The organism is Escherichia sp. E4742, assembly GCF_005843885.1.
Taxonomy (GTDB): domain Bacteria; phylum Pseudomonadota; class Gammaproteobacteria; order Enterobacterales; family Enterobacteriaceae; genus Escherichia.
The window spans coordinates 830530-855637 of sequence record NZ_CP040443.1 but is presented as its reverse complement, the minus strand read 5'-3'; the positions used below and the strand labels follow the sequence as shown (position 1 = coordinate 855637).

Below are 25108 nucleotides of genomic sequence, written 5' to 3'. Positions count from 1 at the left end.
CATTGAAACGCGCGCTGGCGTTGACCGAAAGAGTCTATTGCGCTTTGTCAGGAAAGATGTGGCGAAAAGTAGTGAATATATTCTGAAAAGTGGGAAAAAAGACGCCTGGCGCAAAACGCCAGGCGAGAGGATCACGGTGCCGGATAAGTATAAACCTGATGCACCGCTTCAATTTCTGCCAACACGTCTTCGCTTAACTCCAGATGCAAACTTTCGACGTTAGTTTTCAGCTGTTCCATCGTTGTTGCGCCCAACAGAGTGCTGGCAACAAACGGTTGACGACGCACAAAGGCCAGAGCCATCTGAGCTGGATCCAGACCATGACGTTTGGCTATATCAACATACGCCGCGACGGCTTTTTGCGTTTGCTCACCGCTGTAGCGAGTGAAGCGGCTAAAGAGGGTATTGCGCGCGCCAGCCGGTTTTGCGCCGTTGAGATATTTCCCGCTCAACGTGCCAAAACCAAGACACGAATAAGCCAGTAACTCGACGCCTTCATACTGGCTGACTTCAGCAAGGCCCACTTCAAAGCTGCGATTTAACAAGCTGTAGGGGTTTTGAATGGTGACGATACGCGGCAGGTCGTGTTTATCCGCGAGATGTAAATAGCGCATTACGCCAAATGCGGTTTCATTCGACACGCCGATATAACGAATTTTCCCCGCGCGTTGGTACTCTGCCAGTGCGTCCAGCGTATCCAGCAGCGAAACCGCAGGGGCAGAATCTGTCCAGCTATAACCGAGCTTGCCGAAACAGTTGGTGGGGCGCTGTGGCCAATGCACTTGATAGAGATCGAGATAATCAGTCTGCAGACGCTTGAGGCTGTCATGCAGAGCTTCGCGAATATTCTTCCTGTCCAGCGCCTGATCCGGTCGGATCCCCTTGTCATTATTACGCGACGGTCCGCTCACTTTGGAGGCGATAATTAATTTTTCGCGGTTGCCATGTTTTGCCAGCCAGTTACCGACATAGGTTTCGGTTAACCCCTGAGTTTCGGGGCGTGGCGGTACCGGGTACATCTCGGCAACGTCGATAAGGTTGATGCCCTGAGCAACGGCAAAGTCGAGTTGTGCGTGGGCGTCGGCTTCGCTGTTCTGTTCACCAAACGTCATCGTGCCAAGCCCCAGCGTGCTGACTTCCAGCGAGCTGTGGGGTATACGGTGATATTGCATAGCCGTTTCCTTTTTATAATCACGACATAAGGAATATAAAAATGGCAGAGGGAAGGGAAAAGGGAAAGAGAAAAATCTTAAGGCCAGCCGGATGCTGACCTTATTTTTTAACGTTCAATAATTTGCGAAACATCATCACGGTTTATTTGCATCGCGTTACCTTGCTGATCGTGATAACTCACCAGCCCGGTGTCATCATCAATTTCCGGTTTTCCATCTGTCAAAATCATACGGCCATCTTTGGTCGCCATGACGTAATCACTGGAACAGCCGGAAACGGCAAATGCCAGTCCGACTGCAGAAATTAATACTGCCCATTTTTTCATCCGGTCATCCTCACCTATTTTGCCCATTAATGATAATAGACTGTTTATAATCTGACGTTATACATCATGAAAGCAGGAAAATCTTAAACTGTGAGGAAGAGATCTGGCCGAACGCTCTCCCGCAGGAGAGCGAACGGAATATCAGAGCGGATTCTTTTTGTTGCGAATCAGGTTGAGGCTTTCAACCGCAATAGAGAAGAACATCGCGAAGTAGATGTAACCTTTCGGTACGTGGATATCGAAACTTTCCAGAATCAGGGTAAAGCCCACCAGAATCAGGAAAGAGAGCGCCAGCATTTTTACCGAAGGGTGTCGTTCGACAAAATCACCAATCGAGCGCGCGGCGAACATCATCACGCCTACGGCAATCACCACTGCTGCCATCATTATGAATAAGTGATCTGACAGGCCCACTGCGGTAATCACCGAGTCGAGGCTGAAAATAATATCCAGCAGCATAATCTGCACGATAGCGCCGAGGAATGATGAAACGCGAGTTTTCAACCCTTCTTCTTCGCCTTCAATGGATTCGTGGATTTCCTTGCTGGCTTTCCAGATAAGGAACAGACCGCCGAGTAACAAAATTAAATCGCGAGCGGAAATTTCCTGACTGAATATTGTAAAAAGCGGATTCGTCAGACGCGTGACCCAGGCAATAGACGCCAGCAGCGCCAGACGCATGACCATAGCCGCTGCCAAACCCAGACGCCGCGCGTGGCCACGTTGTGCTGTAGGTAGTTTTGCCACCACCAGCGAGAGGAAAATAATATTATCGATCCCAAGAACGATCTCCAGCAGCGTCAGCGTACCGAGCGCAAGCCAGGCGTTAGGATCGGTTACCCATGCAAATAACATCAAACAAAGCCCTGCCAAAAAAAATGAAGCGGTAATTATATGCCCGGAATGCGGCAGGTCAAAGCGATGGGTGCTGGATCAAAAAATGACGAGCCAATAGCGCACTGGTGAAATTCTTCTTTAAATAAAAGCCGCGTGGCAGTGTCAGAATCGGTTCACCCTGGGAGCCAATGGCTTCGGTGAGCGCTTTCGCATTCGCCGCTTTAGGTCTTATCTGTAAATATTCCCCGTGACGAGCGGTAATTCTTTCAACCTGACCAAGAACAATCATATCCATCAATTCTTCCCAGTCTTCGCGTAACTGCCGTTCTTCTTCGTCATTTGGACTCCACAGTAATGGCGACCCTACGCGCCGCTGCGCCAGAGGAATACTGCGCTCGCCTTCTACAGGTATCCACAGCACGCGTTTTAACTTGTGACGTACATGGCTGGTTTCCCAGGTGACGCCGCTATTGCCGGTTAAAGGCGCCACGCAAACGAAAGTGGTTTCCAGAGGACGGCCAAGGCTATCCACAGGAATCGTTTTTAGCTCTACGCCCAGGGCCGCAAAATCTTGTTCAGGTTTACTGCCCGCGCTGGCGCCAAGCCAAATTTCCAGCAACACGCCTATCCAGCCTTTATCGCGCTTTAAATTCTCCGGTGCAACCAGCCCGGCAAGTGCCGCCAGCTCACCCAATGTGTAACCGGAAAGTTGCTGTGCTTGCGCAAATAACTGCGCTTCAGTTTCTGGTGGAGAGAGCAATGGGCGAGGCTGGAGCATGTTGTTATACCTTGATTAAAAATTGAGCAGCAATTTTATACCGGATATGCCAAGTGTAACTTTTTCCACGCGTGTTATTCAATTGCATGATTTATATTGCTTTTTAGGTTTCAGATAACCACGTTGCGCAACGTATGAGGAGGTTTTCCAAATCTGGTCACTGAAAATAAACAGGATCTTACACCATGTTATCCACAGAAAGCTGGGATAACTGTGAAAAACCCTCACTACTGTTTCCATTTACAGCCTTGACGTGCGACGAAACTCCAATTTTTAGTGATGCGGTGCTTAACTTATTGGCACATTCTGTGGATAAATACGACATTGGTTGATCTTTCACCACCTCGTATACAGTGAGTGTGATACAGGTCACGATTTTACCTGTTTGGTAGCAATTTAAGCATCTAGTTCATTGATTAGTAATTATTATTTTGTAATGCCTGAATCAGGGGTGTTCAGAATGCTCTGGGTTTTCCCGCAGTAATTCCGTACTTCTTCACAACTCTATCCACAGAAAAGGTGAATAAAAACGGTGATGTTCCCCCTCTGCTGTTTATAACTCTGCACTTAACTGTGAGTTATTCAATTGTTATTAGTGTGTAATGCCTTGCAGAGAGTGGTTTACCGCCTTCCAGGAGTATGAAACAATCATTCGCATATAAAGTTTTATTTTGAGGTAGTCCGGTGATTGATGACGATGGCTACCGCCCAAACGTAGGTATCGTGATTTGTAATCGTCAGGGGCAAGTAATGTGGGCCCGTCGATTTGGTCAGCACTCCTGGCAATTTCCGCAAGGCGGAATTAACCCCGGAGAATCCGCAGAACAGGCGATGTACCGTGAATTGTTTGAAGAAGTAGGATTAAGCCGCAAAGACGTTCGAATCCTTGCTTCAACGCGTAACTGGTTGCGCTACAAATTACCAAAACGTTTGGTGCGTTGGGACACGAAGCCGGTGTGTATCGGCCAAAAACAAAAATGGTTTCTCTTGCAGCTGGTGAGCGGCGATGCGGAAATCAATATGCAAACCAGCAGTACTCCAGAGTTTGACGGCTGGCGTTGGGTAAGTTACTGGTATCCGGTCAGACAGGTGGTGTCATTTAAACGTGATGTCTACCGCAGGGTAATGAAAGAGTTTGCGAGTGTTGTGATGGCGCTACAGGACAATACGCCTAAACCACAAAACGCATCTACTTATCGACGTAAAAGAGGTTAAGTCACGCCAATTATGCTCACTCGCCTGCGCGAAATAGTCGAAAAGGTAGCCAGTGCTCCCCGCCTTAACGAGGCGTTGAATATTCTGGTTACCGACATCTGTCTTGCGATGGATACCGAAGTCTGTTCGGTCTACCTGGCCGATCACGACCGACGTTGTTACTACCTGATGGCGACTCGGGGGCTGAAAAAACCGCGAGGTCGTACCGTAACGCTCGCGTTTGATGAAGGGATCGTCGGCCTGGTTGGCAGGCTGGCGGAACCGATAAACCTTGCGGATGCGCAAAAACACCCCAGCTTCAAATATGTCCCCTCCGTAAAAGAAGAGCGTTTCCGTGCTTTCTTAGGCGTTCCGATTATTCAGCGTCGCCAATTGCTTGGCGTGCTGGTGGTGCAGCAACGAGAGCTACGCCAGTACGATGAAAGCGAAGAATCCTTTCTGGTGACGCTCGCCACTCAGATGGCGGCCATTCTTTCCCAGTCGCAGTTGACTGCCTTATTCGGACAATATCGCCAGACGCGAATCCGCGCATTACCGGCTGCACCCGGCGTGGCTATTGCCGAAGGTTGGCAGGATGCCACTTTACCCTTAATGGAACAGGTGTATCAGGCATCAACGCTGGATCCAGCGCTGGAACGTGAGCGCCTGACCGGAGCGCTGGAAGAGGCAGCTAACGAATTTCGTCGTTACAGCAAACGCTTTGCTGCCGGGGCGCAGAAAGAAACTGCGGCCATTTTCGATCTTTACTCGCACCTGCTTTCCGACACCCGTTTGCGTCGCGAACTGTTTGCCGAGGTGGATAAAGGCTCGGTCGCTGAGTGGGCTGTGAAAACGGTCATTGAAAAATTTGCTGAACAGTTTGCCGCGTTAAGTGATAACTATCTCAAAGAGCGCGCTGGCGATTTACGCGCGCTGGGCCAGCGGTTGCTGTTTCACCTTGATGATGCAAATCAGGGGCCGAACGCCTGGCCGGAACGTTTCATCCTGGTGGCAGATGAATTGTCGGCGACGACCCTTGCGGAGTTGCCCCAGGATCGCTTAGTCGGCGTCGTCGTACGCGATGGTGCGGCCAACTCCCATGCGGCGATTATGGTGCGCGCGCTGGGTATTCCTACCGTGATGGGGGCGGACATTCAACCTTCAGTGCTGCATCATCGGACGCTGATTGTTGATGGTTATCGCGGGGAATTATTGGTCGACCCGGAACCGGTGCTGCTACAAGAATACCAACGGCTAATTAGCGAAGAAAATGAGCTAAGCCGACTGGCGGAAGATGACGTCAATTTACCCGCACAGTTAAAAAGCGGTGAGCGCATTAAAGTCATGCTCAATGCGGGTTTAAGCCCGGAACATGAAGAAAAACTGGGCAGCCGCATTGATGGTATCGGCCTTTATCGCACTGAAATTCCTTTCATGTTGCAAAGCGGTTTCCCGTCGGAAGAAGAGCAGGTGGCGCAATATCAGGGCATGTTGCAAATGTTCAATGATAAACCTGTCACGCTGCGCACGCTGGATGTTGGTGCTGATAAGCAACTGCCTTACATGCCTATCAGCGAAGAGAATCCATGTCTGGGGTGGCGTGGGATCCGCATTACGCTCGATCAGCCGGAGATCTTTTTGATCCAGGTGCGGGCGATGCTGCGTGCTAATGCAGCAACGGGCAACCTGAACATCTTATTGCCGATGGTCACAAGCCTCGATGAAGTTGACGAAGCACGCCGCCTGATTGAACGAGCCGGACGTGAAGTCGAGGAGATGATCGGTTATGCGATCCCGAAACCGCGTATCGGTATCATGCTGGAAGTGCCATCGATGGTGTTTATGCTGCCGCATCTGGCAAACCGGGTCGATTTTATCTCTGTTGGCACCAACGATCTGACTCAATACATCCTGGCTGTTGATCGTAACAACACGCGAGTTGCGAACATTTATGACAGCCTGCATCCTGCGATGTTACGTGCGCTGGCAATGATCGCTCGTGAAGCGGAAACGCAGGGAATCGATCTGCGTTTATGCGGTGAAATGGCGGGCGATCCCATGTGCGTGGCAATCCTCATTGGGCTGGGGTATCGCCATCTGTCTATGAACGGGCGTTCTGTCGCGCGCGTAAAATATTTGCTGCGGCGCATTGATTTTGCCGAAGCGGAAAACCTTGCGCAGCGCAGCCTGGAAGCACAACTGGCGACTGAAGTTCGTCATCAGGTTGCGGCATTTATGGAGCGTCGCGGCATGGGGGGGCTGATTCGCGGGGGGCTATAGCGCGGATCGTATACATATCTTTTAACGGTATCCGGCAACCAGCCTGGTCCCCTTGTGCTATTATTCGCACCTTTGGAGCGCCTGGAACCTGCGGCGCGCATTTCAATCGCTGTTCTCTTTCAGCGAAATAACAAGAACTTGTGGTGACAGATGACCAGTAGCTATCTGCATTTTCCGGAATTCGATCCGGTCATTTTCTCAATAGGACCCGTGGCGCTTCACTGGTACGGCCTGATGTATCTGGTGGGTTTCATTTTTGCGATGTGGCTGGCTGGGCGTCGGGCTAGCCGTCCAGGCAGTGGCTGGACCAAAAATGAAGTTGAAAACTTACTCTATGCGGGTTTCCTTGGTGTTTTCCTTGGCGGACGTATTGGGTATGTTCTGTTCTACAATTTCCCGCAGTTTATGGGCGATCCGCTGTATCTGTTCCGTGTCTGGGACGGCGGCATGTCCTTCCACGGCGGCCTGATTGGCGTGATTGTGGTGATGATTATCTTCGCCCGCCGCACCAAACGTTCCTTCTTCCAGGTCTCTGATTTTATAGCACCGCTTATTCCGTTTGGTCTTGGCGCCGGGCGTCTGGGCAATTTTATTAACGGTGAATTGTGGGGCCGCGTTGACCCGAACTTCCCGTTTGCCATGCTGTTCCCGGGTTCTCGTACCGAAGATATTCTGTTGCTGCAAAACAATCCGCAGTGGCAATCCATTTTTGATACTTACGGCGTGCTGCCTCGCCACCCGTCACAGTTATACGAACTGCTGCTGGAAGGTGTGGTGCTGTTTATTATCCTCAACTTGTATATTCGTAAACCGCGCCCGATGGGGGCCGTGTCTGGCTTGTTCCTGATTGGCTACGGCGCGTTTCGCATCATTGTTGAGTTTTTCCGCCAGCCCGACGCGCAGTTTACCGGTGCCTGGGTGCAGTACATCAGCATGGGGCAAATTCTTTCCATCCCGATGATCGTCGCGGGTGTTTTCATGATGGTCTGGGCATATCGTCGCAGCCCACAGCAACACGTTTCCTGAGGAACCATGAAACAGTATTTAGAACTGATGCAAAAAGTGCTCGACGAAGGCACACAGAAAAACGACCGTACCGGAACCGGAACGCTTTCCATTTTTGGTCATCAGATGCGTTTTAACCTGCAGGATGGATTCCCGTTAGTGACAACCAAACGTTGCCACCTGCGTTCCATCATCCACGAACTGCTGTGGTTCCTGCAGGGCGACACTAACATTGCTTATCTGCACGAAAACAATGTCACCATCTGGGACGAATGGGCTGATGAAAACGGTGACCTCGGCCCGGTATATGGCAAACAGTGGCGCGCCTGGCCAACGCCAGATGGACGTCATATTGACCAGATAACCACAGTGCTGAACCAGTTGAAAAACGACCCGGATTCCCGCCGTATTATTGTTTCGGCGTGGAATGTGGGGGAACTGGATAAAATGGCACTGGCTCCATGCCATGCGTTCTTCCAGTTCTATGTGGCAGACGGCAAACTCTCTTGCCAACTTTATCAACGCTCCTGTGATGTCTTCCTGGGGCTGCCGTTTAACATCGCCAGCTATGCGTTACTGGTGCATATGATGGCGCAGCAGTGCGATCTTGAAGTGGGTGATTTTGTCTGGACCGGTGGCGACACGCACCTGTACAGCAACCATATGGATCAAACCCATCTGCAATTAAGCCGTGAACCGCGTCCGCTGCCGAAGCTGATTATTAAACGTAAACCCGAATCCATCTTCGACTACCGTTTCGAAGACTTTGAGATTGAAGGCTACGATCCGCATCCGGGCATTAAGGCACCGGTGGCTATCTAATTACGAAACATCCTGCCAGAGCCGACGCCAGTGTGCGTCGGTTTTTTTTATCCTCTGTTAAATTCTTCGAGACGCCTTCCCGAAATTTTGCAACGCCCTGCAACAGGGTAAATAGTCCGGAAGACGTGCCGAAGAAATAGAAACTGGCACTCGTCTTTTTTTCTCCGCGCCGCATACTGCCGGCATGAAAAAACAACGTGGTTATACGCTGATTGAAACGCTGGTCGCGATGCTGATTTTGGTCATGCTAAGTGCAAGTGGTCTCTATGGCTGGCAGTACTGGCAGCAGTCGCAACGGTTATGGCAAACCGCCAGCCAGGCGCGAGACTATTTGCTCTATTTACGTGAGGATGCCAACTGGCATAACCGCGACCACAGTATCGGTGTCATCAGGGAGGGAACGTCATGGTGTCTTGCGAGTGCCGCCGCTGGGGCGAATACCTGTCATGGCAGTTCACCGCTGGTCTTTGTGCCTCGCTGGCCCGAAGTCGAAATGAGCGACCTGACACCTTCGCTCACTTTCTTTGGCTTACGCAATACTGCATGGGCCGGACATATTCGCTTCAAAAATTCAGCGGGCGAGTGGTGGTTGGTGGTTTCGCCGTGGGGAAGGCTCCGGCTTTGTCAGCAAGGAGAAACTGAAGGATGCCTGTAAAAGAGCAAGGTTTTTCTCTGCTGGAAGTGCTGATTGCTATGGCAATCAGTAGCGTACTGCTGCTGGGAGCTGCGCGATTTCTGCCCGCATTACAGCGTGAAAGTTTGATTACTACTCGCAAGCTGGCGCTGGAAGATGAAATCTGGCTGCGGGTATTTACAGTCGCGAAGCATCTCCAGAGAGCAGGTTATTGTCATGGAACCTGCTCTGGTGAAGGTCTGAAAATTGTTGGGCAGGGTGACTGCATCATTGTGCAGTGGGATGCGAACAGTAACGGCATTTGGGAGCGTGAGCCGGGAAAAGAATCCGACCAGATTGGATTTCGTCTGAAAGAACATGTGCTGGAAACGCTACGCGGTGCGACATCTTGTGAAGGTAAGGGCTGGGATAAAGTCACTAATCCGGATGCCATCATTATCGATACTTTTCAGGTCATGCGTCAGGATGTCAGCGGTTTCTCGCCGACGTTGACGGTTAATATGCACGCTGCCAGCAAGGCTGATCCACAAACCGTGGTGGATGCCAGCTATAGCGTGACAGGATTCAACCTATGAACCGCGAAAAGGGTGTTTCATCGCTGGCACTGGTTCTGATGCTGCTGGTTTTGGGTAGCTTGCTGCTACAGGGAATGAGCCAGCAGGATCGCAGTTTTGCCTCTCGGGTGACAATGGAAAGCCAGTCATTACGCCGTCAGGCCATTGTGCAGTCGGCGCTTGAGTGGGGGAAAATGCATACCTGGCAGGTACAGCAAGCTGTTCAGTGTTCGCAATATGCCGCAACGGGTGCTCGAGCTTGCCTGCGAATACTTGCGGATAATAAAACCTTGCTAATAGCCGGTTATGAAGACGTTTCATTATGGCGAATGGGGGAAGTCATCGATGGGAATATCGTATTTTCGCCACATGGCTGGAGTGATTTTTGTCCGCTGAAAGAGGAAGCGTTATGTCATCTTCCCTGAAGAATCAGCAAGGTTTTAGCCTGCCGGAGGTGATGTTGGCGATGGTGCTGATGGTGATGATTGTCACTGCGTTATCGGGGTATCAGAGAACATTAATGAACAGTTTTGCCAGCAGAAACCAGTATCTGCAACTCTGGCGGCATGGCTGGCAGCAAACGCAACTGCGCGCGATTTCGCCACCTGCCAACTGGCAGGTTAACCGAATGCAGACATCGCAGGCGGGATGTGTCAGCATCAGCGTTACGTTAGTTTCACCCGGGGGCAGAGAAGGCGAGATGACCCGCCTGCATTGCCCGAATCGTCAGTAGTCAGGAGCCGCTATGCTAAGGGTCTACCATTCCAATCGTCTGGACGTGCTGGAAGCGTTGATGGAGTTTATCGTCGAACGCGAACGGCTGGACGATCCTTTCGAACCAGAAATGATTCTGGTGCAAAGTACCGGTATGGCACAGTGGCTGCAAATGACGCTGTCGCAGAAGTTTGGCATTGCGGCAAACATTGATTTTCCGCTGCCGGCGAGCTTTATCTGGGATATGTTCGTCCGCGTATTGCCGGAGATCCCCAAAGAGAGCGCCTTTAACAAGCGGAGTATGAGCTGGAAACTGATGACTCTGCTGCCGCAACTGCTGGATCGCGAAGATTTTACCCTGTTGCGTCATTACCTGACTGACGATAGCGACAAGCGAAAACTGTTCCAGCTTTCCTCAAAAGCGGCGGACCTGTTTGATCAGTATCTGGTCTATCGCCCGGACTGGCTGGCACAGTGGGAAGCGGGACATCTGGTTGAAGGGCTGGGAGAAGCGCAGGCCTGGCAAGCGCCGTTGTGGAAGGCGCTGGTGGAATATACCCATGAACTCGGGCAACCGCGCTGGCACCGTGCCAATCTCTATCAACGCTTTATCGAAACACTGGAGTCTGCGACGACCTGCCCACCCGGCTTACCTTCGCGCGTCTTTATATGCGGTATTTCCGCGTTACCGCCAGTTTATTTACAGGCGCTGCAGGCGCTGGGTAAACATATTGAAATCCATCTCCTGTTTACCAACCCTTGCCGTTATTACTGGGGCGATATTAAAGATCCTGCTTATCTGGCGAAACTGCTGACCCGCCAGCGTCGACACAGTTTTGAAGATCGCGAATTGCCTCTATTTCGCGATAGCGAAAATGCGGGACAGCTCTTTAACAGCGACGGTGAACAGGATGTCGGCAACCCGCTACTGGCCTCCTGGGGCAAGTTGGGGCGCGACTATATCTATCTCCTTTCCGATCTGGAGAACAGTCAGGAGCTGGACGCCTTTGTCGATGTCACGCCAGACAATCTGCTGCATAACATACAGTCCGACATTCTGGAACTGGAAAACCGCGCCGTTGCGGGCGTGAACCTCGAAGAGTTTTCCCGTAGTGATAACAAACGCCCGCTTGATCCGCAGGATGGCAGCATTACATTCCATGTTTGCCACAGCCCGCAGCGTGAAGTTGAAGTTTTGCACGATCGCCTGCTGGCGATGCTGGAAGAAGATCCGACACTCACTCCGCGCGACATCATCGTGATGGTGGCCGACATCGACAGCTACAGTCCGTTTATTCAGGCCGTGTTTGGCAGTGCGCCAGCGGATCGGTATCTGCCATATGCCATTTCTGACCGTCGGGCGCGGCAGTCTCATCCTGTACTGGAAGCGTTTATCAGCCTGTTATCGTTGCCGGACAGCCGCTTTGTATCGGAGGATGTGCTGGCATTACTGGATGTGCCGGTGCTGGCGGCGCGGTTTGACATTACCGAAGAAGGGCTGCGTTACTTGCGCCAGTGGGTCAACGAATCCGGCATTCGTTGGGGCATAGATGACGATAACGTTCGTGAGCTGGAACTCCCCGCTACCGGACAACACACCTGGCGATTTGGCCTGACGCGTATGTTACTAGGCTACGCGATGGAGAGTGCTCAGGGGGAATGGCAATCGGTTCTACCTTACGATGAATCGAGCGGCCTGATTGCAGAGCTGGTAGGACACCTGGCGTCACTGCTAATGCAGCTAAACATCTGGCGTCGCGGGCTGGCGCAGGAGCGCCCGCTTGAGGAGTGGCTGCCGGTTTGCCGCGATATGCTCAACGCCTTCTTCCTGCCGGATGCGGAAACCGAAGCGGCAATGACGCTTATTGAGCAACAATGGCAGGCGATTATCGCTGAAGGTTTAGGTGCGCAGTATGGCGACGCGGTGCCGCTATCGCTGTTACGTGATGAACTGGCACAACGCCTGGATCAAGAACGTATCAGCCAGCGTTTTCTCGCGGGGCCAGTTAACATTTGTACTCTGATGCCGATGCGTTCTATCCCATTCAAAGTGGTTTGCCTGCTGGGAATGAACGATGGTGTTTACCCGCGCCAGCTTGCGCCATTGGGCTTTGACCTGATGAGCCAGAAACCGAAGCGCGGTGACCGTAGCCGTCGCGATGACGACCGCTATCTGTTCCTGGAAGCGTTAATTTCCGCGCAACAAAAACTCTATATCAGCTATATCGGCCGCTCTATTCAGGATAACAGCGAACGATTCCCGTCAGTTCTGGTGCAGGAACTGATCGACTACATCGGGCAAAGCCATTATCTACCGGGCGATGAAGCGCTTAACTGTGATGAAAGCGAGGCAAGGGTAAAAGCGCATCTTACTTGCCACCATACCCGGATGCCGTTTGACCCGCAAAACTACCAGCCCGGTAACTTACAAAGCTATGCGCGCGAGTGGCTACCCGCGGCCAGCCAGGCAGGTAAGGCACATTCTGAATTTGTTCAGCCGCTACCGTTTACCTTGCCGGAAACCGTGCCGTTGGAAACGCTACAACGATTCTGGGCGCATCCGGTGCGGGCGTTTTTCCAGATGCGTTTGCAAGTGAACTTCCGTACCGAAGACAGCGAAATTCCCGACACCGAACCTTTTATTCTTGAAGGGCTTAGTCGTTATCAAATCAACCAGCAGTTATTAAATGCACTGGTCGAGCAGGATGATGCCGAACGCTTGTTCCGCCGATTCCGGGCGGCAGGGGATTTGCCGTATGGCGCCTTTGGTGAAATTTTCTGGGAAACGCAGTGCCAGGAGATGCAGCAGCTTGCCGACAGAGTTATTGCCTGTCGTCAGCCGGGCCAGAGCATGGAAATCGATCTCGCCTGCAACGGCGTGCAGATAACTGGCTGGTTGCCGCAGGTCCAGTCGGATGGCCTGTTGCGCTGGCGCCCATCTTTATTAAGTGTGGCGCAGGGAATGCAACTTTGGCTGGAACACCTTGTCTACTGTGCCAGCGGTGGTAATGGTGAAAGTCGCCTTTTTCTACGCAAAGACGGCGAGTGGCGTTTTCCGCCGCTTGCTGCCGAACAGGCTTTACATTACCTCTCACAGCTGATTGAAGGGTATCGTGAAGGTATGTCCGCGCCATTGCTGGTGTTACCTGAAAGCGGCGGCGCGTGGTTAAAAACCTGTTATGACGCAGAAAACGATGCCATGCTGGACGACGAATCCACGTTGCAAAAAGCTCGTTCGAAATTCCTTCAGGCTTACGAAAGCAACATGATGGTGCGTGGCGAAGGTGATGATATCTGGTATCAACGGCTATGGCGGCAATTAACGCCAGAGACAATGGAAGCCATCGTTAAACAATCGCAACGTTTCCTGTTACCGCTGTTTCGCTTTAATCAGTCATGAGTGCTGTATAAAAATTGCGCAATTCATTCGCTTACTTTATGATGCGCACCAGTCACGGACTGATGGATATATAGACATAGGCTGACTCGTTCAGCACAAGATTAAATTCTGGCAGATGATTTGCGTTAACGTGTTGAATCTGGTTGGAAAATAAAGTTGATAATGAGGTCCGTGAATGCCCCGCAGCACCTGGTTCAAAGCATTATTGTTGTTTGTCGCCCTCTGGGCACCCTTAAGTCAGGCAGAAACGGGATGGCAGCCGATTCAGGAAACCATCCGTAAAAGTGATAAAGATAACCGCCAGTATCAGGCTGTGCGTCTGGATAACGGTATGGTGGTATTGCTGGTTTCAGATCCACAGGCGGTTAAATCGCTTTCGGCGCTGGTGGTGCCCGTTGGGTCGCTGGAAGATCCCGAGGCTTATCAGGGGCTGGCGCATTACCTTGAACACATGAGTCTGATGGGGTCGAAAAAATACCCTCAAGCTGATAGCCTGGCCGAATATCTCAAAATGCACGGCGGCAGTCACAATGCCAGCACTGCGCCGTATCGTACGGCTTTCTATCTGGAAGTTGAGAACGACGCCTTGCCTGGTGCGGTAGACCGCCTGGCCGATGCTATCGCTGAACCCTTGCTCGACAAGAAATATGCCGAACGTGAGCGTAATGCGGTGAACGCTGAATTAACCATGGCGCGTACGCGTGACGGGATGCGCATGGCACAGGTCAGCGCAGAAACCATTAACCCGGCACACCCCGGTTCAAAGTTTTCTGGTGGTAACCTCGAAACTTTAAGCGATAAACCTGGTAATCCGGTGCAGCAGGCGCTGAAAGATTTCCACGAGAAGTACTATTCCGCCAATCTGATGAAGGCGGTTATTTACAGCAATAAACCGCTGCCGGAGTTGGCAAAAATGGCGGCGGACACCTTCGGTCGCGTGCCGAACAAAGAGAGCAAAAAACCGGAAATCACTGTACCGGTAGTCACCGACGCGCAAAAGGGCATTATCATTCATTATGTTCCGGCGCTGCCGCGTAAAGTGCTGCGCGTCGAGTTTCGTATTGATAACAACTCGGCGAAATTCCGTAGTAAAACCGATGAATTGATTACCTATCTGATTGGCAATCGCAGCCCCGGTACACTTTCTGACTGGCTGCAAAAACAGGGATTAGTTGAGGGCATTAGCGCCAACTCCGATCCTATCGTCAACGGCAACAGCGGCGTTTTAGCGATCTCTGCGTCTTTAACCGATAAAGGTCTGGCTAATCGTGATCAGGTTGTGGCTGCAATTTTCAGCTATCTCAATCTGTTACGTGAAAAAGGCATTGATAAACAATACTTCGATGAACTGGCGAATGTGCTGGATATCGACTTCCGCTATCCGTCGATCACTCGTGATATGGATTATGTCGAATGGCTGGCGGATACCATGATTCGCGTTCCTGTTGAGCATACGCTGGATGCGGTAAATATTGCCGATCGGTACGATGCAAAAGCAGTAAAAGAACGTCTGGCGATGATGACGCCGCAGAACGCGCGTATCTGGTATATCAGCCCGAAAGAGCCGCACAATAAAACGGCTTATTTTGTAGATGCGCCGTATCAGGTCGATAAAATCAGCGAACAAACTTTCGCTGACTGGCAGCAAAAAGCCGCCAATATTGCGCTCTCCTTACCGGAGCTTAACCCCTATATTCCTGACGATTTCTCGCTGATTAAGTCAGAGAAGACATATGACCATCCAGAGTTGATTGTGGATGAATCGAACCTGCGTGTGGTATATGCGCCGAGCCGTTATTTTGCCAGCGAGCCAAAAGCCGATGTCAGCCTGATTTTGCGTAATCCGAAAGCCATGGACAGCGCCCGCAATCAGGTGATGTTTGCGCTCAATGATTATCTCGCAGGGCTGGCGCTTGATCAGTTAAGCAACCAGGCGTCGGTTGGCGGCATTAGTTTTTCCACCAATGCTAACAACGGCCTTATGGTTAATGCTAATGGTTACACCCAGCGTCTGCCGCAGCTGTTCCAGGCATTGCTCGAGGGGTACTTTAGCTATACCGCCACGGAAGATCAGCTTGAGCAGGCAAAATCCTGGTATAACCAGATGATGGATTCCGCAGAAAAGGGCAAAGCGTTCGAGCAGGCGATTATGCCCGCGCAGATGCTCTCGCAAGTGCCGTACTTCTCGCGAGATGAACGGCGCAAAATTTTGCCTTCCATCACTTTGAAAGAGGTGCTGGCCTATCGCGACGCCTTAAAATCAGGGGCCCGACCAGAGTTTATGGTTATTGGCAACATGACCGAAGCCCAGGCAACAACGCTGGCGCGCAATGTGCAAAAACAGTTGGGCGCTGATGGCTCAGAGTGGTGTCGTAACAAAGATGTACTGGTCGATAAAAAACAATCCGTCATCTTTGAAAAAGCCGGTAACAGCACCGACTCTGCGCTGGCAGCGGTATTTGTACCGACTGGCTACGATGAATACACCAGTTCAGCGTATAGTTCTCTGCTGGGGCAGATAGTACAGCCGTGGTTCTACAACCAGTTGCGCACCGAAGAACAGTTGGGCTATGCCGTGTTTGCATTCCCAATGAGCGTGGGGCGTCAGTGGGGCATGGGCTTCCTTTTGCAGAGCAATGATAAACAGCCTTCATTCTTGTGGGAGCGTTACAAGGCGTTTTTCCCAACCGCAGAGGCAAAATTGCGGGCGATGAAGCCAGAAGAGTTTGCGCAAATCCAGCAGGCGGTAATTACTCAGATGCTGCAGGCACCTCAAACGCTCGGCGAAGAAGCATCGAAGTTAAGTAAAGATTTCGATCGCGGCAATATGAGCTTCGATTCGCGTGATAAAATCGTGGCCCAGATTAAACTGCTGACGCCGCAAAAACTGGCCGATTTCTTCCATCAGGCGGTAGTCGAGCCGCAAGGCATGGCTATCCTGTCGCAGATTTCCGGCAGCCAGAATGGGAAAGCAGAATATGTACACCCTGAAGGCTGGAAAGTGTGGGAGAACGTCAGCGCGTTGCAGCAAACAATGCCCCTGATGAGTGAAAAGAATGAGTGATGTCGCCGAGACTCTAGATCCTTTGCGCTTGCCCTTACAGGGCGAGCGCCTGATTGAAGCCTCTGCCGGCACAGGCAAAACCTTTACGATTGCGGCGCTCTATTTGCGCCTGTTACTTGGACTAGGCGGTTCTGCCGCCTTTCCCCGCCCGCTGACCGTTGAAGAACTGCTGGTGGTGACCTTTACCGAGGCGGCCACTGCAGAATTGCGCGGTCGTATCCGTAGCAATATCCACGAGCTGCGCATCGCTTGTTTGCGTGAAACCACCGACAATCCGCTGTACAAACGCCTTCTGGAAGAGATCGACGATAAAGCACAGGCCGCGCAGTGGTTGCTGTTAGCCGAGCGGCAGATGGATGAAGCGGCAGTCTTTACCATTCACGGTTTTTGCCAGCGTATGCTCAACCTGAATGCCTTTGAATCCGGCATGTTGTTTGAGCAGCAACTGATTGAAGATGAATCGCTACTGCGCTACCAGGCCTGCGCCGATTTCTGGCGTCGCCATTGCTACCCGTTACCGCGTGAAATTGCTCAGGTAGTCTTTGAAACCTGGAAAGGGCCGCAGGCGTTACTGCGCGATATTAATCGTTATTTGCAAGGCGAAGCGCCGGTTATCAAAGCTCCGCCGCCCGATGATGAAACGCTGGCTTCCCGCCACGCGCAAATTGTGGCGCGTATTGATACGGTAAAACAGCAGTGGCGCGACGCAGTGGGTGAACTGGATGCGCTGATCGAATCTTCTGGCATTGATCGACGCAAGTTTAACCGTAGCAATCAGGCTAAATGGATAGACAAGATCAGTGCCTGGGCAGAAGAAGAGACAAACAGTTATCAGTTGCCAGAGTCGCTGGAAAAATTCTCTCAGCGTTTCTTAGAAGATCGCACGAAAGCCGGGGGGGAAACCCCGCGACATCCGCTGTTTGAGGCGATCGATCAACTGCTTGCAGAACCATTATCAATCCGCGATCTGGTGATCACCCGCGCATTGGCTGAGATCCGCGAAACGGTAGCGCGTGAAAAACGTCGCCGTGGCGAACTGGGCTTTGACGACATGCTAAGTCGGCTCGATTCCGCGCTGCGTAGCGAAAGCGGTGAGGCTCTGGCGACAGCGATCCGTACACGATTCCCGGTGGCAATGATCGACGAATTTCAGGATACGGACCCGCAGCAGTACCGGATTTTTCGCCGTATCTGGCACCATCAGCCGGAAACCGCATTGCTGCTGATTGGTGATCCGAAACAGGCCATTTATGCGTTCCGTGGTGCGGATATCTTCACTTATATGAAGGCGCGTAGCGAAGTTCACGCCCACTACACCTTAGACACCAACTGGCGCTCCGCACCAGGAATGGTGAACAGCGTGAATAAGCTTTTCAGCCAGACTGATGACGCGTTCATGTTTCGCGAAATACCGTTTATTCCAGTGAAATCAGCCGGGAAAAATCAGGCGTTACGTTTTGTATTTAAAGGTGAAACGCAGCCTGCGATGAAAATGTGGTTGATGGAAGGCGAAAGCTGCGGCGTTGGCGACTATCAAAGTACCATGGCGCAGGTATGTGCTGCGCAAATCCGCGACTGGCTACAAGCCGGACAGCGGGGCGAAGCGTTGCTGATGAACGGCGACGACGCGCGTCCGGTGCGTGCTTCGGACATCAGTGTGCTGGTGCGCAGCCGCCAGGAGGCCGCCCAGGTGCGCGATGCCTTAACGTTGCTGGAAATCCCTTCCGTTTACCTTTCGAACCGCGACAGTGTTTTTGAAACTCTGGAAGCTCAGGAAATGCTTTGGTTGTTGCAGGCGGTGATGACGCCCGAACGTGAGAACACCCTGCGTAGTGCGCTGGCAACGTCAATGATGGGGCTGAACGCGCTGGATATCGAAACGCTGAACAATGACGAAAATGCGTGGGACGCGGTGGTCGAAGAGTTCGATGGTTATCGGCAAATCTGGCGCAAACGCGGCGTCATGCCAATGCTGCGGGCGCTGATGTCGGCGCGCAACATTGCAGAAAACCTGCTGGCAACGGCAGGTGGCGAGCGGCGTCTTACTGACATCTTGCATATCAGCGAACTGCTACAAGAAGCCGGAACGCAGCTGGAAAGTGAACATGCGCTGGTACGCTGGTTATCGCAACATATCCTTGAGCCAGACAGTAATGCCTCCAGCCAACAAATGCGCCTCGAAAGCGACAAACATTTGGTGCAGATTGTCACGATCCACAAATCGAAAGGGCTGGAATATCCGCTGGTCTGGCTGCCGTTTATCACCAATTTCCGTGTACAGGATCAGGCGTTCTATCACGATCGAGGCTCGTTTGAAGCAGTTCTGGATCTTAACGCTGCGCCAGAAAGCGTAGATCTCGCTGAAGCCGAACGTCTGGCTGAAGATCTGCGTTTGCTTTACGTGGCACTGACGCGTTCGGTCTGGCATTGCAGTCTCGGTGTTGCGCCGCTGGTGCGCCGTCGTGGCGATAAAAAAGGTGACACCGACGTTCATCAAAGTGCGCTCGGGCGCTTGCTGCAAAAAGGAGAACCGCAAGATGCGGCGGGGCTTCGCGCCTGTATTGAAGCGTTGTGCGATGATGATATAGCCTGGCAAACGGCACAAACTGGTGATAACCAGCCCTGGCAGGTTAATGATGTTTCTACAGCAGAGCTGAATGCGAAGACGTTACAACGATTGCCCGGCGATAACTGGCGCGTCACCAGCTACTCTGGTTTGCAACAGCGTGGTCACGGTATCGCTCAGGATCTGATGCCACGGCTGGATGTCGATGCTGCAGGCGTTGCCAGCGTCGTTGAAGAACCGACGTTAACACCACATCAGTTTCCGCGCGGTGCGTCACCGGGGACGTTCTTGCACAGTTTGTTTGAAGACCTGGATTTTACCCAGCCGGTTGACCCGAACTGGGTGCGGGAAAAACTGGAGCTTGGCGGTTTTGAAGCGCACTGGGAACCTGTGTTAACTGAGTGGATCACCGCTATTCTTCAGGCGCCGCTCAATGAAACCGGCGTAAGCCTGAGTCAACTTTCCGCCCGCAATAAACAGGTGGAGATGGAGTTTTATCTGCCGATTAGTGAACCGCTTATCGCCAGTCAGCTTGATACGTTAATCCGCCAGTTTGACCCGCTATCCGCAGTCTGCCCGCCGCTGGAGTTCATGCAGGTACGTGGCATGTTAAAAGGTTTTATTGACCTGGTGTTCCGCCACGAAGGGCGTTATTACTTGCTCGACTATAAATCCAACTGGTTGGGTGAAGACAGTTCGGCTTACACCCAACAGGCTATGGCAGCGGCGATGCAGGCACACCGCTATGATCTGCAATATCAGCTTTATACCCTGGCGCTGCATCGTTATCTGCGCCATCGCATTGCTGATTACGACTATGATCGTCACTTTGGCGGCGTTATCTATCTGTTCCTGCGTGGCGTTGATAAAGAACATCCGCAACAAGGGATCTACGCGACCCGACCCAACGCCGAGTTGATTGACCTGATGGATGAGATGTTTGCCGGTATGGCCCTGGAGGAGGCGTAATGAAATTGCAAAAGCAATTACTGGAAGCTGTGGAGCACAAACAGCTACGCCCGCTGGATGTGCAATTTGCCCTGACCGTGGCGGGAGATGAACATCCTGCCGTCACCCTCGCGGCGGCACTGTTAAGTCATGATGCCGGAGAGGGACACGTCTGTTTGCCGCTTTCACGACTGGAAAATAACGAGGCGTCGCATCCGCTGTTGGCGACCTGTGTCAGTGAAATCGGTGAGCTACAAAATTGGGAAGAATGCTTGCTGGCTTCACAAGCGGTCAGTCGGGGAGATGAACCAACGCCGATGATCCTCTGTGGCGATCGTCTTTATCTGAATCGCATGTGGTGTAACGAACGTACGGTGGCACGCTTTTTCAACGAAGTGAATCATGCCATTGAGGTTGATGAAGCTCTACTGGCGCAAACCCTGGACAAACTTTTTCCAGTAAGCGATGAAATTAACTGGCAAAAAGTTGCGGCGGCAGTGGCGCTGACGCGGCGGATCTCGGTGATTTCCGGCGGCCCTGGCACCGGTAAAACGACGACCGTAGCGAAGTTGCTGGCAGCGTTAATTCAGATGGCCGACGGTGAACGCTGCCGTATCCGTCTGGCTGCACCAACGGGTAAAGCTGCCGCGCGCTTAACCGAATCTCTCGGCAAGGCTTTGCGACAGTTACCGCTGACCGATGAACAAAAGAAACGCATTCCGGAAGATGCCAGCACCTTGCACCGCCTCCTGGGCGCGCAGCCAGGTAGCCAGCGCTTACGCCATCATGCGGGTAACCCGCTGCATCTTGATGTGCTGGTGGTGGATGAAGCGTCAATGATCGATCTACCGATGATGTCTCGGCTGATCGACGCCTTGCCCGATCATGCGCGAGTGATCTTTCTCGGCGATCGCGATCAACTGGCCTCCGTTGAGGCTGGAGCTGTGCTGGGCGATATCTGCGCTTATGCCAATGCGGGCTTTACCGCAGAGCGTGCCGGGCAGTTAAGCCGCCTGACGGGAAGCCACGTTCCGGCGGGAAGCGGCACAGAAGCGGCATCACTGCGCGATAGTCTCTGCCTGCTGCAAAAGAGTTACCGTTTCGGCAGCAACTCTGGCATTGGTCAGCTTGCGGCGGCTATTAATCGCGGCGATAAAACGGCAGTGAAAACCGTTTTTCAGCAGGATTTTACTGATATCGAAAAACGGCTTTTACAGAGCGGCGATGATTATATTGCGATGCTTGAGGAAGCTCTTGCGGGTTACGGACGCTACCTGGATCTGCTTCAGGCACGTGCCGAGCCGGATTTAATCATTCAGGCGTTCAATGAGTATCAGCTTTTGTGCGCCCTGCGGGAAGGGCCGTTTGGCGTGGCTGGACTGAATGAGCGAATTGAGCAGTTTATGCAACAGAAGCGCAAAATTCATCGTCATCCGCACTCGCGCTGGTACGAAGGCCGGCCGGTGATGATTGCCCGTAATGACAGTGCGCTTGGGTTGTTTAATGGTGATATCGGTGTCGCTCTGGATCGCGGGCAGGGGACGCGTGTCTGGTTTGCGATGCCGGACGGCAATATCAAGTCGGTGCAACCGAGTCGCCTGCCGGAGCACGAAACTACGTGGGCAATGACGGTACATAAATCACAGGGATCGGAGTTCGACCATGCGGCGTTGATTTTACCGAGCCAACGCACGCCGGTGGTAACACGAGAGCTGGTTTACACCGCGGTGACCCGCGCGCGTCGGCGTTTGTCATTGTATGCCGATGAACGCATTTTAAGTGCGGCAATCGCCACGCGCACCGAGCGGCGTAGCGGGCTGGCAGCGTTGTTTAGTTCGCGGGGATAAATGTGATTGCCTGATGCGACGCATGCGCGTCTTATCATGCCTGGGGGCATTGCGCATATCGCATCCGGCAATTTTCATCGCTTACCCTAAATCCGCCATCAACACCTTTGATTTACGCTGGTAATTGTACAACTGCTTTTTGCTCTCCGGCAGCAAATCAATATCCACTGGGGTAAATCCGCGTTCCTGGAACCAGTGAATACTGCGCGTAGTCAGTACAAACAATTTGCTTAAGCCGCTTTGCTTCGCCTGGGCTGCAATGCGTTCCAGCAAAACTTCGCCCCTTGATGAACTGCGGTAATCCGGATGTACAGCCACGCATGCCATTTCACCTATCTTCTCTTCCGGGAATGGATAGAGCGCGGCGCAGGCAATAGTCGTGTTATCGCGCTGAATAATGGTGAATTTGTCGATTTCCATCTCCAGTTGCTCGCGAGAACGACGCACCAGAATACCTTGCTGCTCCAGTGGGCGAATCAACTCCAGAATACCGCCAATATCGTTGATTGTTGCGCGACGAATCTGCTCGGCGCTTTCCATCACAATCTGCGTACCGATACCGTCACGTGAGAACAACTCTTGCAACAGCGCACCATCTTCCTGATAACTGATTAAATGACAGCGACGCACGCCGCTGCGGCAGGCTTTCACTGCGCCACGCAAAAAGCGCACCGTACCAGAGTTGTAATCGCCTTTCTCTTCCTGGGCTTCAACCCGTGCCTGCGCCTCGTTAGGGAAAAGTTCGGAGACAATATCGCCATTGTCATTGGTGACGCCCTGTGAAGAGCAAAAACCAATCATCTTCTCAGCTTTCAGTTTGATGGCAAGTTGTGTGGCAATCTCTTCCGAGGTCAGGTTAAAGCTCTCGCCTGTGACCGAAACCGCCACCGGCCCCATCAGCACAATTGCACCGCTGTCCAGTTGGCGATGAATCGCTTCTTCATCAATCCGCCGGATGCGTCCGCTATGGCAGTAATCCACACCATCATCCACGCCAAGCGGCTGGGCAATAATAAAATTGCCGCTGACGACGTTGATATGCGCGCCTTGCAATGGCGTGTTGTTGAGGCTCATTGACAAGCGAGCGGTTATATCCAGTTGTAACGTACCCGCAGCCTGCTTCACCAGCTCCAGCGTTTTGGCGTCGGTCACGCGCGTATTCTTGTGATATAGCGGCTCGTGGTGATGTGCTGCCAGATTTGCGTCGATCTGCGGACGTGCGCCATAAACCACCACCAGACGGATGCCGAGGCTGTGCAACAACCCAATATCATTGACAATACTGGAGAAATTTTCATGCTCAATGGCTTCTCCGCCGAGCATGATGACAAACGTTTTTCCCCGGTGGGTATTGATATAGGGAACCGAATGGCGGAATCCCTCGACCAGCTCGGTTTTACGTTCCTTTACCACGGCACACCTCTTTGCATGATTATTCGAAATTAGTGTATTTTTATTCTGTTTTTTCGCCGTGTGCAAGTGCAAATTTTATGCGAGTGCGACTTTTTTATCAGTAATACCGTGAATATAAATAGAATGTTTACCGTTTTATAGATGACAGATTATGCGTCTTTCGCTAAAGTTTCCGGTCAAATTGGTCGTTTACTTGTTACACAGCTTAGATTTCTTTTGCTCGGGAGAGGCATGTCAGGATCCAACACTGCAATCAGCCGTCGTCGTTTACTGCAAGGCGCGGGCGCCATGTGGCTATTGAGCGTAAGCCAGGTGAGTCTGGCTGCGGTCAGCCAGGTCGTGGCGGTGCGCGTCTGGCCTGCGTCCAGCTACACCCGCGTGACGGTAGAATCAAATCGTCAGCTGAAATATAAGCAGTTCGCGTTGAGTAACCCAGAACGCGTGGTGGTGGATATCGAAGATGTAAACCTGAACTCGGTGCTCAAAGGGATGGCTGCGCAAATCCGCGCTGACGACCCGTTCATCAAGTCGGCACGCGTCGGCCAATTTGATCCGCAAACCGTGCGGATGGTTTTTGAGTTAAAGCAAAATGTAAAACCGCAGATGTTTGCCCTCGCGCCGGTCGCCGGGTTTAAAGAACGTCTGGTGATGGACCTTTATCCGGCCAATGCTCAGGACATGCAGGACCCATTGCTGGCGCTGCTGGAGGATTACAACAAAGGCGACCTCGAAAAGCAGGTGCCGCCTGCGCAGAGTGGCCCACAGCCAGGCAAGGCCGGGCGCGATCGTCCGATTGTCATTATGCTCGACCCTGGCCACGGCGGCGAAGACTCCGGCGCGGTGGGGAAATACAAAACGCGCGAAAAAGACGTGGTATTGCAAATAGCTCGCCGTCTGCGCTCTCTGATCGAGAAAGAGGGCAATATGAAGGTTTACATGACGCGTAATGAAGACATCTTCATTCCGTTGCAAGTGCGCGTAGCAAAAGCACAGAAACAGCGTGCTGACTTGTTTGTCTCTATTCATGCCGACGCCTTTACCAGTCGCCAGCCGAGCGGTTCCTCGGTGTTTGCGCTCTCTACCAAAGGCGCAACCAGTACTGCGGCAAAATATCTGGCGCAAACCCAGAACGCCTCGGACTTGATTGGTGGCGTGAGCAAAAGCGGCGACCGCTATGTCGACCACACCATGTTCGATATGGTGCAGTCGTTGACCATTGCCGACAGCCTGAAGTTTGGTAAGGCCGTGCTAAATAAGCTGGGGAAAATCAACAAACTGCATAAGAATCAGGTTGAGCAGGCCGGGTTTGCTGTGCTGAAAGCGCCAGATATTCCCTCCATTCTGGTCGAAACGGCGTTTATCAGTAACGTTGAGGAAGAGCGCAAATTGAAAACGGCGACTTTCCAGCAGGAAGTTGCGGAGTCTATTCTTGCGGGAATTAAAGCGTATTTTGCCGATGGGGCGACGCTGGCGAGAAGAGGATGATGTTTTAATTTATTTATTCAATGTATTTATATTTCATTGAATAAATATTATTGACATGAATATTAAACA

Annotated in this window: 19 protein-coding genes; 14 read left to right on the top strand and 5 right to left on the bottom strand. The window is 52.1% G+C overall.

Translation table 11 applies throughout. The features are described from left to right. Window positions 1-131: 131 nt before the first annotated feature. The 4 genes from FEM44_RS04095 to mutH form a co-directional block, all read right to left on the bottom strand. Complete coding sequence (locus FEM44_RS04095) at window positions 132-1172, bottom strand: NADP(H)-dependent aldo-keto reductase (protein WP_135521175.1); 1041 nt, start codon at window positions 1170-1172, stop codon at window positions 132-134. A gap of 107 nt (window positions 1173-1279) precedes the next feature. Beyond that, a complete protein-coding gene (ygdR, locus tag FEM44_RS04090; protein ID WP_000758660.1) occupies window positions 1280-1498 on the bottom strand; it encodes a lipoprotein YgdR in 219 nt (72 codons plus the stop codon). A 141-nt stretch (window positions 1499-1639) separates the two neighbouring features. Then, window positions 1640-2353, bottom strand: a complete 714-nt coding sequence (locus FEM44_RS04085) for a TerC family protein (protein ID WP_064529833.1) — start codon at window positions 2351-2353, stop codon at window positions 1640-1642. 58 nt (window positions 2354-2411) lie between these two features. Then, window positions 2412-3113: a DNA mismatch repair endonuclease MutH gene (mutH, locus tag FEM44_RS04080; RefSeq protein WP_130221488.1), complete on the bottom strand. Its 702-nt coding sequence runs from the start codon at window positions 3111-3113 to the stop codon at window positions 2412-2414. A gap of 185 nt (window positions 3114-3298) precedes the next feature. Between mutH and FEM44_RS25720 the strand changes: the two genes are divergently transcribed. From FEM44_RS25720 to recD, 13 genes are all read left to right on the top strand, one after another. After that, complete coding sequence (locus tag FEM44_RS25720; RefSeq protein ID WP_276319965.1) at window positions 3299-3445, top strand: hypothetical protein; 147 nt, start codon at window positions 3299-3301, stop codon at window positions 3443-3445. A gap of 352 nt (window positions 3446-3797) precedes the next feature. Further along, complete coding sequence (rppH, locus tag FEM44_RS04070; RefSeq protein ID WP_130207736.1) at window positions 3798-4328, top strand: RNA pyrophosphohydrolase; 531 nt, start codon at window positions 3798-3800, stop codon at window positions 4326-4328. 12 nt (window positions 4329-4340) lie between these two features. Beyond that, window positions 4341-6587: a phosphoenolpyruvate--protein phosphotransferase gene (gene ptsP / locus FEM44_RS04065; RefSeq protein ID WP_135521177.1), complete on the top strand. Its 2247-nt coding sequence runs from the start codon at window positions 4341-4343 to the stop codon at window positions 6585-6587. A gap of 150 nt (window positions 6588-6737) precedes the next feature. Next, window positions 6738-7613, top strand: coding sequence for a prolipoprotein diacylglyceryl transferase (lgt, locus tag FEM44_RS04060; RefSeq protein WP_135521179.1), 876 nt, complete (start codon window positions 6738-6740; stop codon window positions 7611-7613). 6 nt (window positions 7614-7619) lie between these two features. Continuing rightward, on the top strand, window positions 7620-8414 hold the full coding sequence (thyA, locus tag FEM44_RS04055) for a thymidylate synthase (RefSeq protein ID WP_000816232.1): 795 nt from the start codon (window positions 7620-7622) through the stop codon (window positions 8412-8414). Window positions 8415-8598: 184 nt separating this feature from the next. After that, window positions 8599-9069 carry a prepilin peptidase-dependent protein gene (locus tag FEM44_RS04050; RefSeq protein WP_135405603.1) on the top strand — a complete coding sequence of 157 codons (471 nt, stop codon included), beginning with the start codon at window positions 8599-8601 and terminating at the stop codon, window positions 9067-9069. Next, window positions 9060-9623, top strand: a complete 564-nt coding sequence (locus FEM44_RS04045; RefSeq protein WP_135519921.1) for a prepilin peptidase-dependent protein — start codon at window positions 9060-9062, stop codon at window positions 9621-9623. Before FEM44_RS04050 ends, FEM44_RS04045 begins: the two co-directional genes overlap by 10 nt. Further along, window positions 9620-10027, top strand: a complete 408-nt coding sequence (locus FEM44_RS04040; protein ID WP_135521183.1) for a DUF2509 family protein — start codon at window positions 9620-9622, stop codon at window positions 10025-10027. The genes FEM44_RS04045 and FEM44_RS04040 overlap by 4 nt, the downstream gene beginning before the upstream one ends. After that, complete coding sequence (locus FEM44_RS04035) at window positions 10012-10335, top strand: prepilin-type N-terminal cleavage/methylation domain-containing protein (protein ID WP_135521185.1); 324 nt, start codon at window positions 10012-10014, stop codon at window positions 10333-10335. The genes FEM44_RS04040 and FEM44_RS04035 overlap by 16 nt, the downstream gene beginning before the upstream one ends. Before the next feature lie 12 nt (window positions 10336-10347). Further along, window positions 10348-13716 carry an exodeoxyribonuclease V subunit gamma gene (gene recC / locus FEM44_RS04030; RefSeq protein ID WP_135521187.1) on the top strand — a complete coding sequence of 1123 codons (3369 nt, stop codon included), beginning with the start codon at window positions 10348-10350 and terminating at the stop codon, window positions 13714-13716. A 175-nt stretch (window positions 13717-13891) separates the two neighbouring features. Then, window positions 13892-16780: a pitrilysin gene (ptrA, locus tag FEM44_RS04025; protein ID WP_135521189.1), complete on the top strand. Its 2889-nt coding sequence runs from the start codon at window positions 13892-13894 to the stop codon at window positions 16778-16780. Next, on the top strand, window positions 16773-20315 hold the full coding sequence (recB, locus tag FEM44_RS04020) for an exodeoxyribonuclease V subunit beta (RefSeq protein WP_135521191.1): 3543 nt from the start codon (window positions 16773-16775) through the stop codon (window positions 20313-20315). The genes ptrA and recB overlap by 8 nt, the downstream gene beginning before the upstream one ends. Further along, window positions 20315-22141 (top strand): exodeoxyribonuclease V subunit alpha, encoded by a 1827-nt coding sequence (recD, locus tag FEM44_RS04015; RefSeq protein WP_135521193.1) that lies wholly within the window; start codon window positions 20315-20317, stop codon window positions 22139-22141. Before recB ends, recD begins: the two co-directional genes overlap by 1 nt. 81 nt (window positions 22142-22222) lie before the next feature. Here the strand turns inward: recD and argA are convergent, their stop codons facing one another. Next, complete coding sequence (gene argA / locus FEM44_RS04010; protein WP_135521195.1) at window positions 22223-23554, bottom strand: amino-acid N-acetyltransferase; 1332 nt, start codon at window positions 23552-23554, stop codon at window positions 22223-22225. Between the two features lie 231 nt (window positions 23555-23785). On the opposite strand from argA, the gene amiC reads away from it, so the two are divergent. Beyond that, the gene (gene amiC, locus FEM44_RS04005; protein WP_044189882.1) at window positions 23786-25039 is read left to right on the top strand and encodes an N-acetylmuramoyl-L-alanine amidase AmiC; all 1254 of its coding nucleotides are present in this window, start codon (window positions 23786-23788) and stop codon (window positions 25037-25039) included. The last annotated feature ends 69 nt before the right edge of the window (window positions 25040-25108 follow it).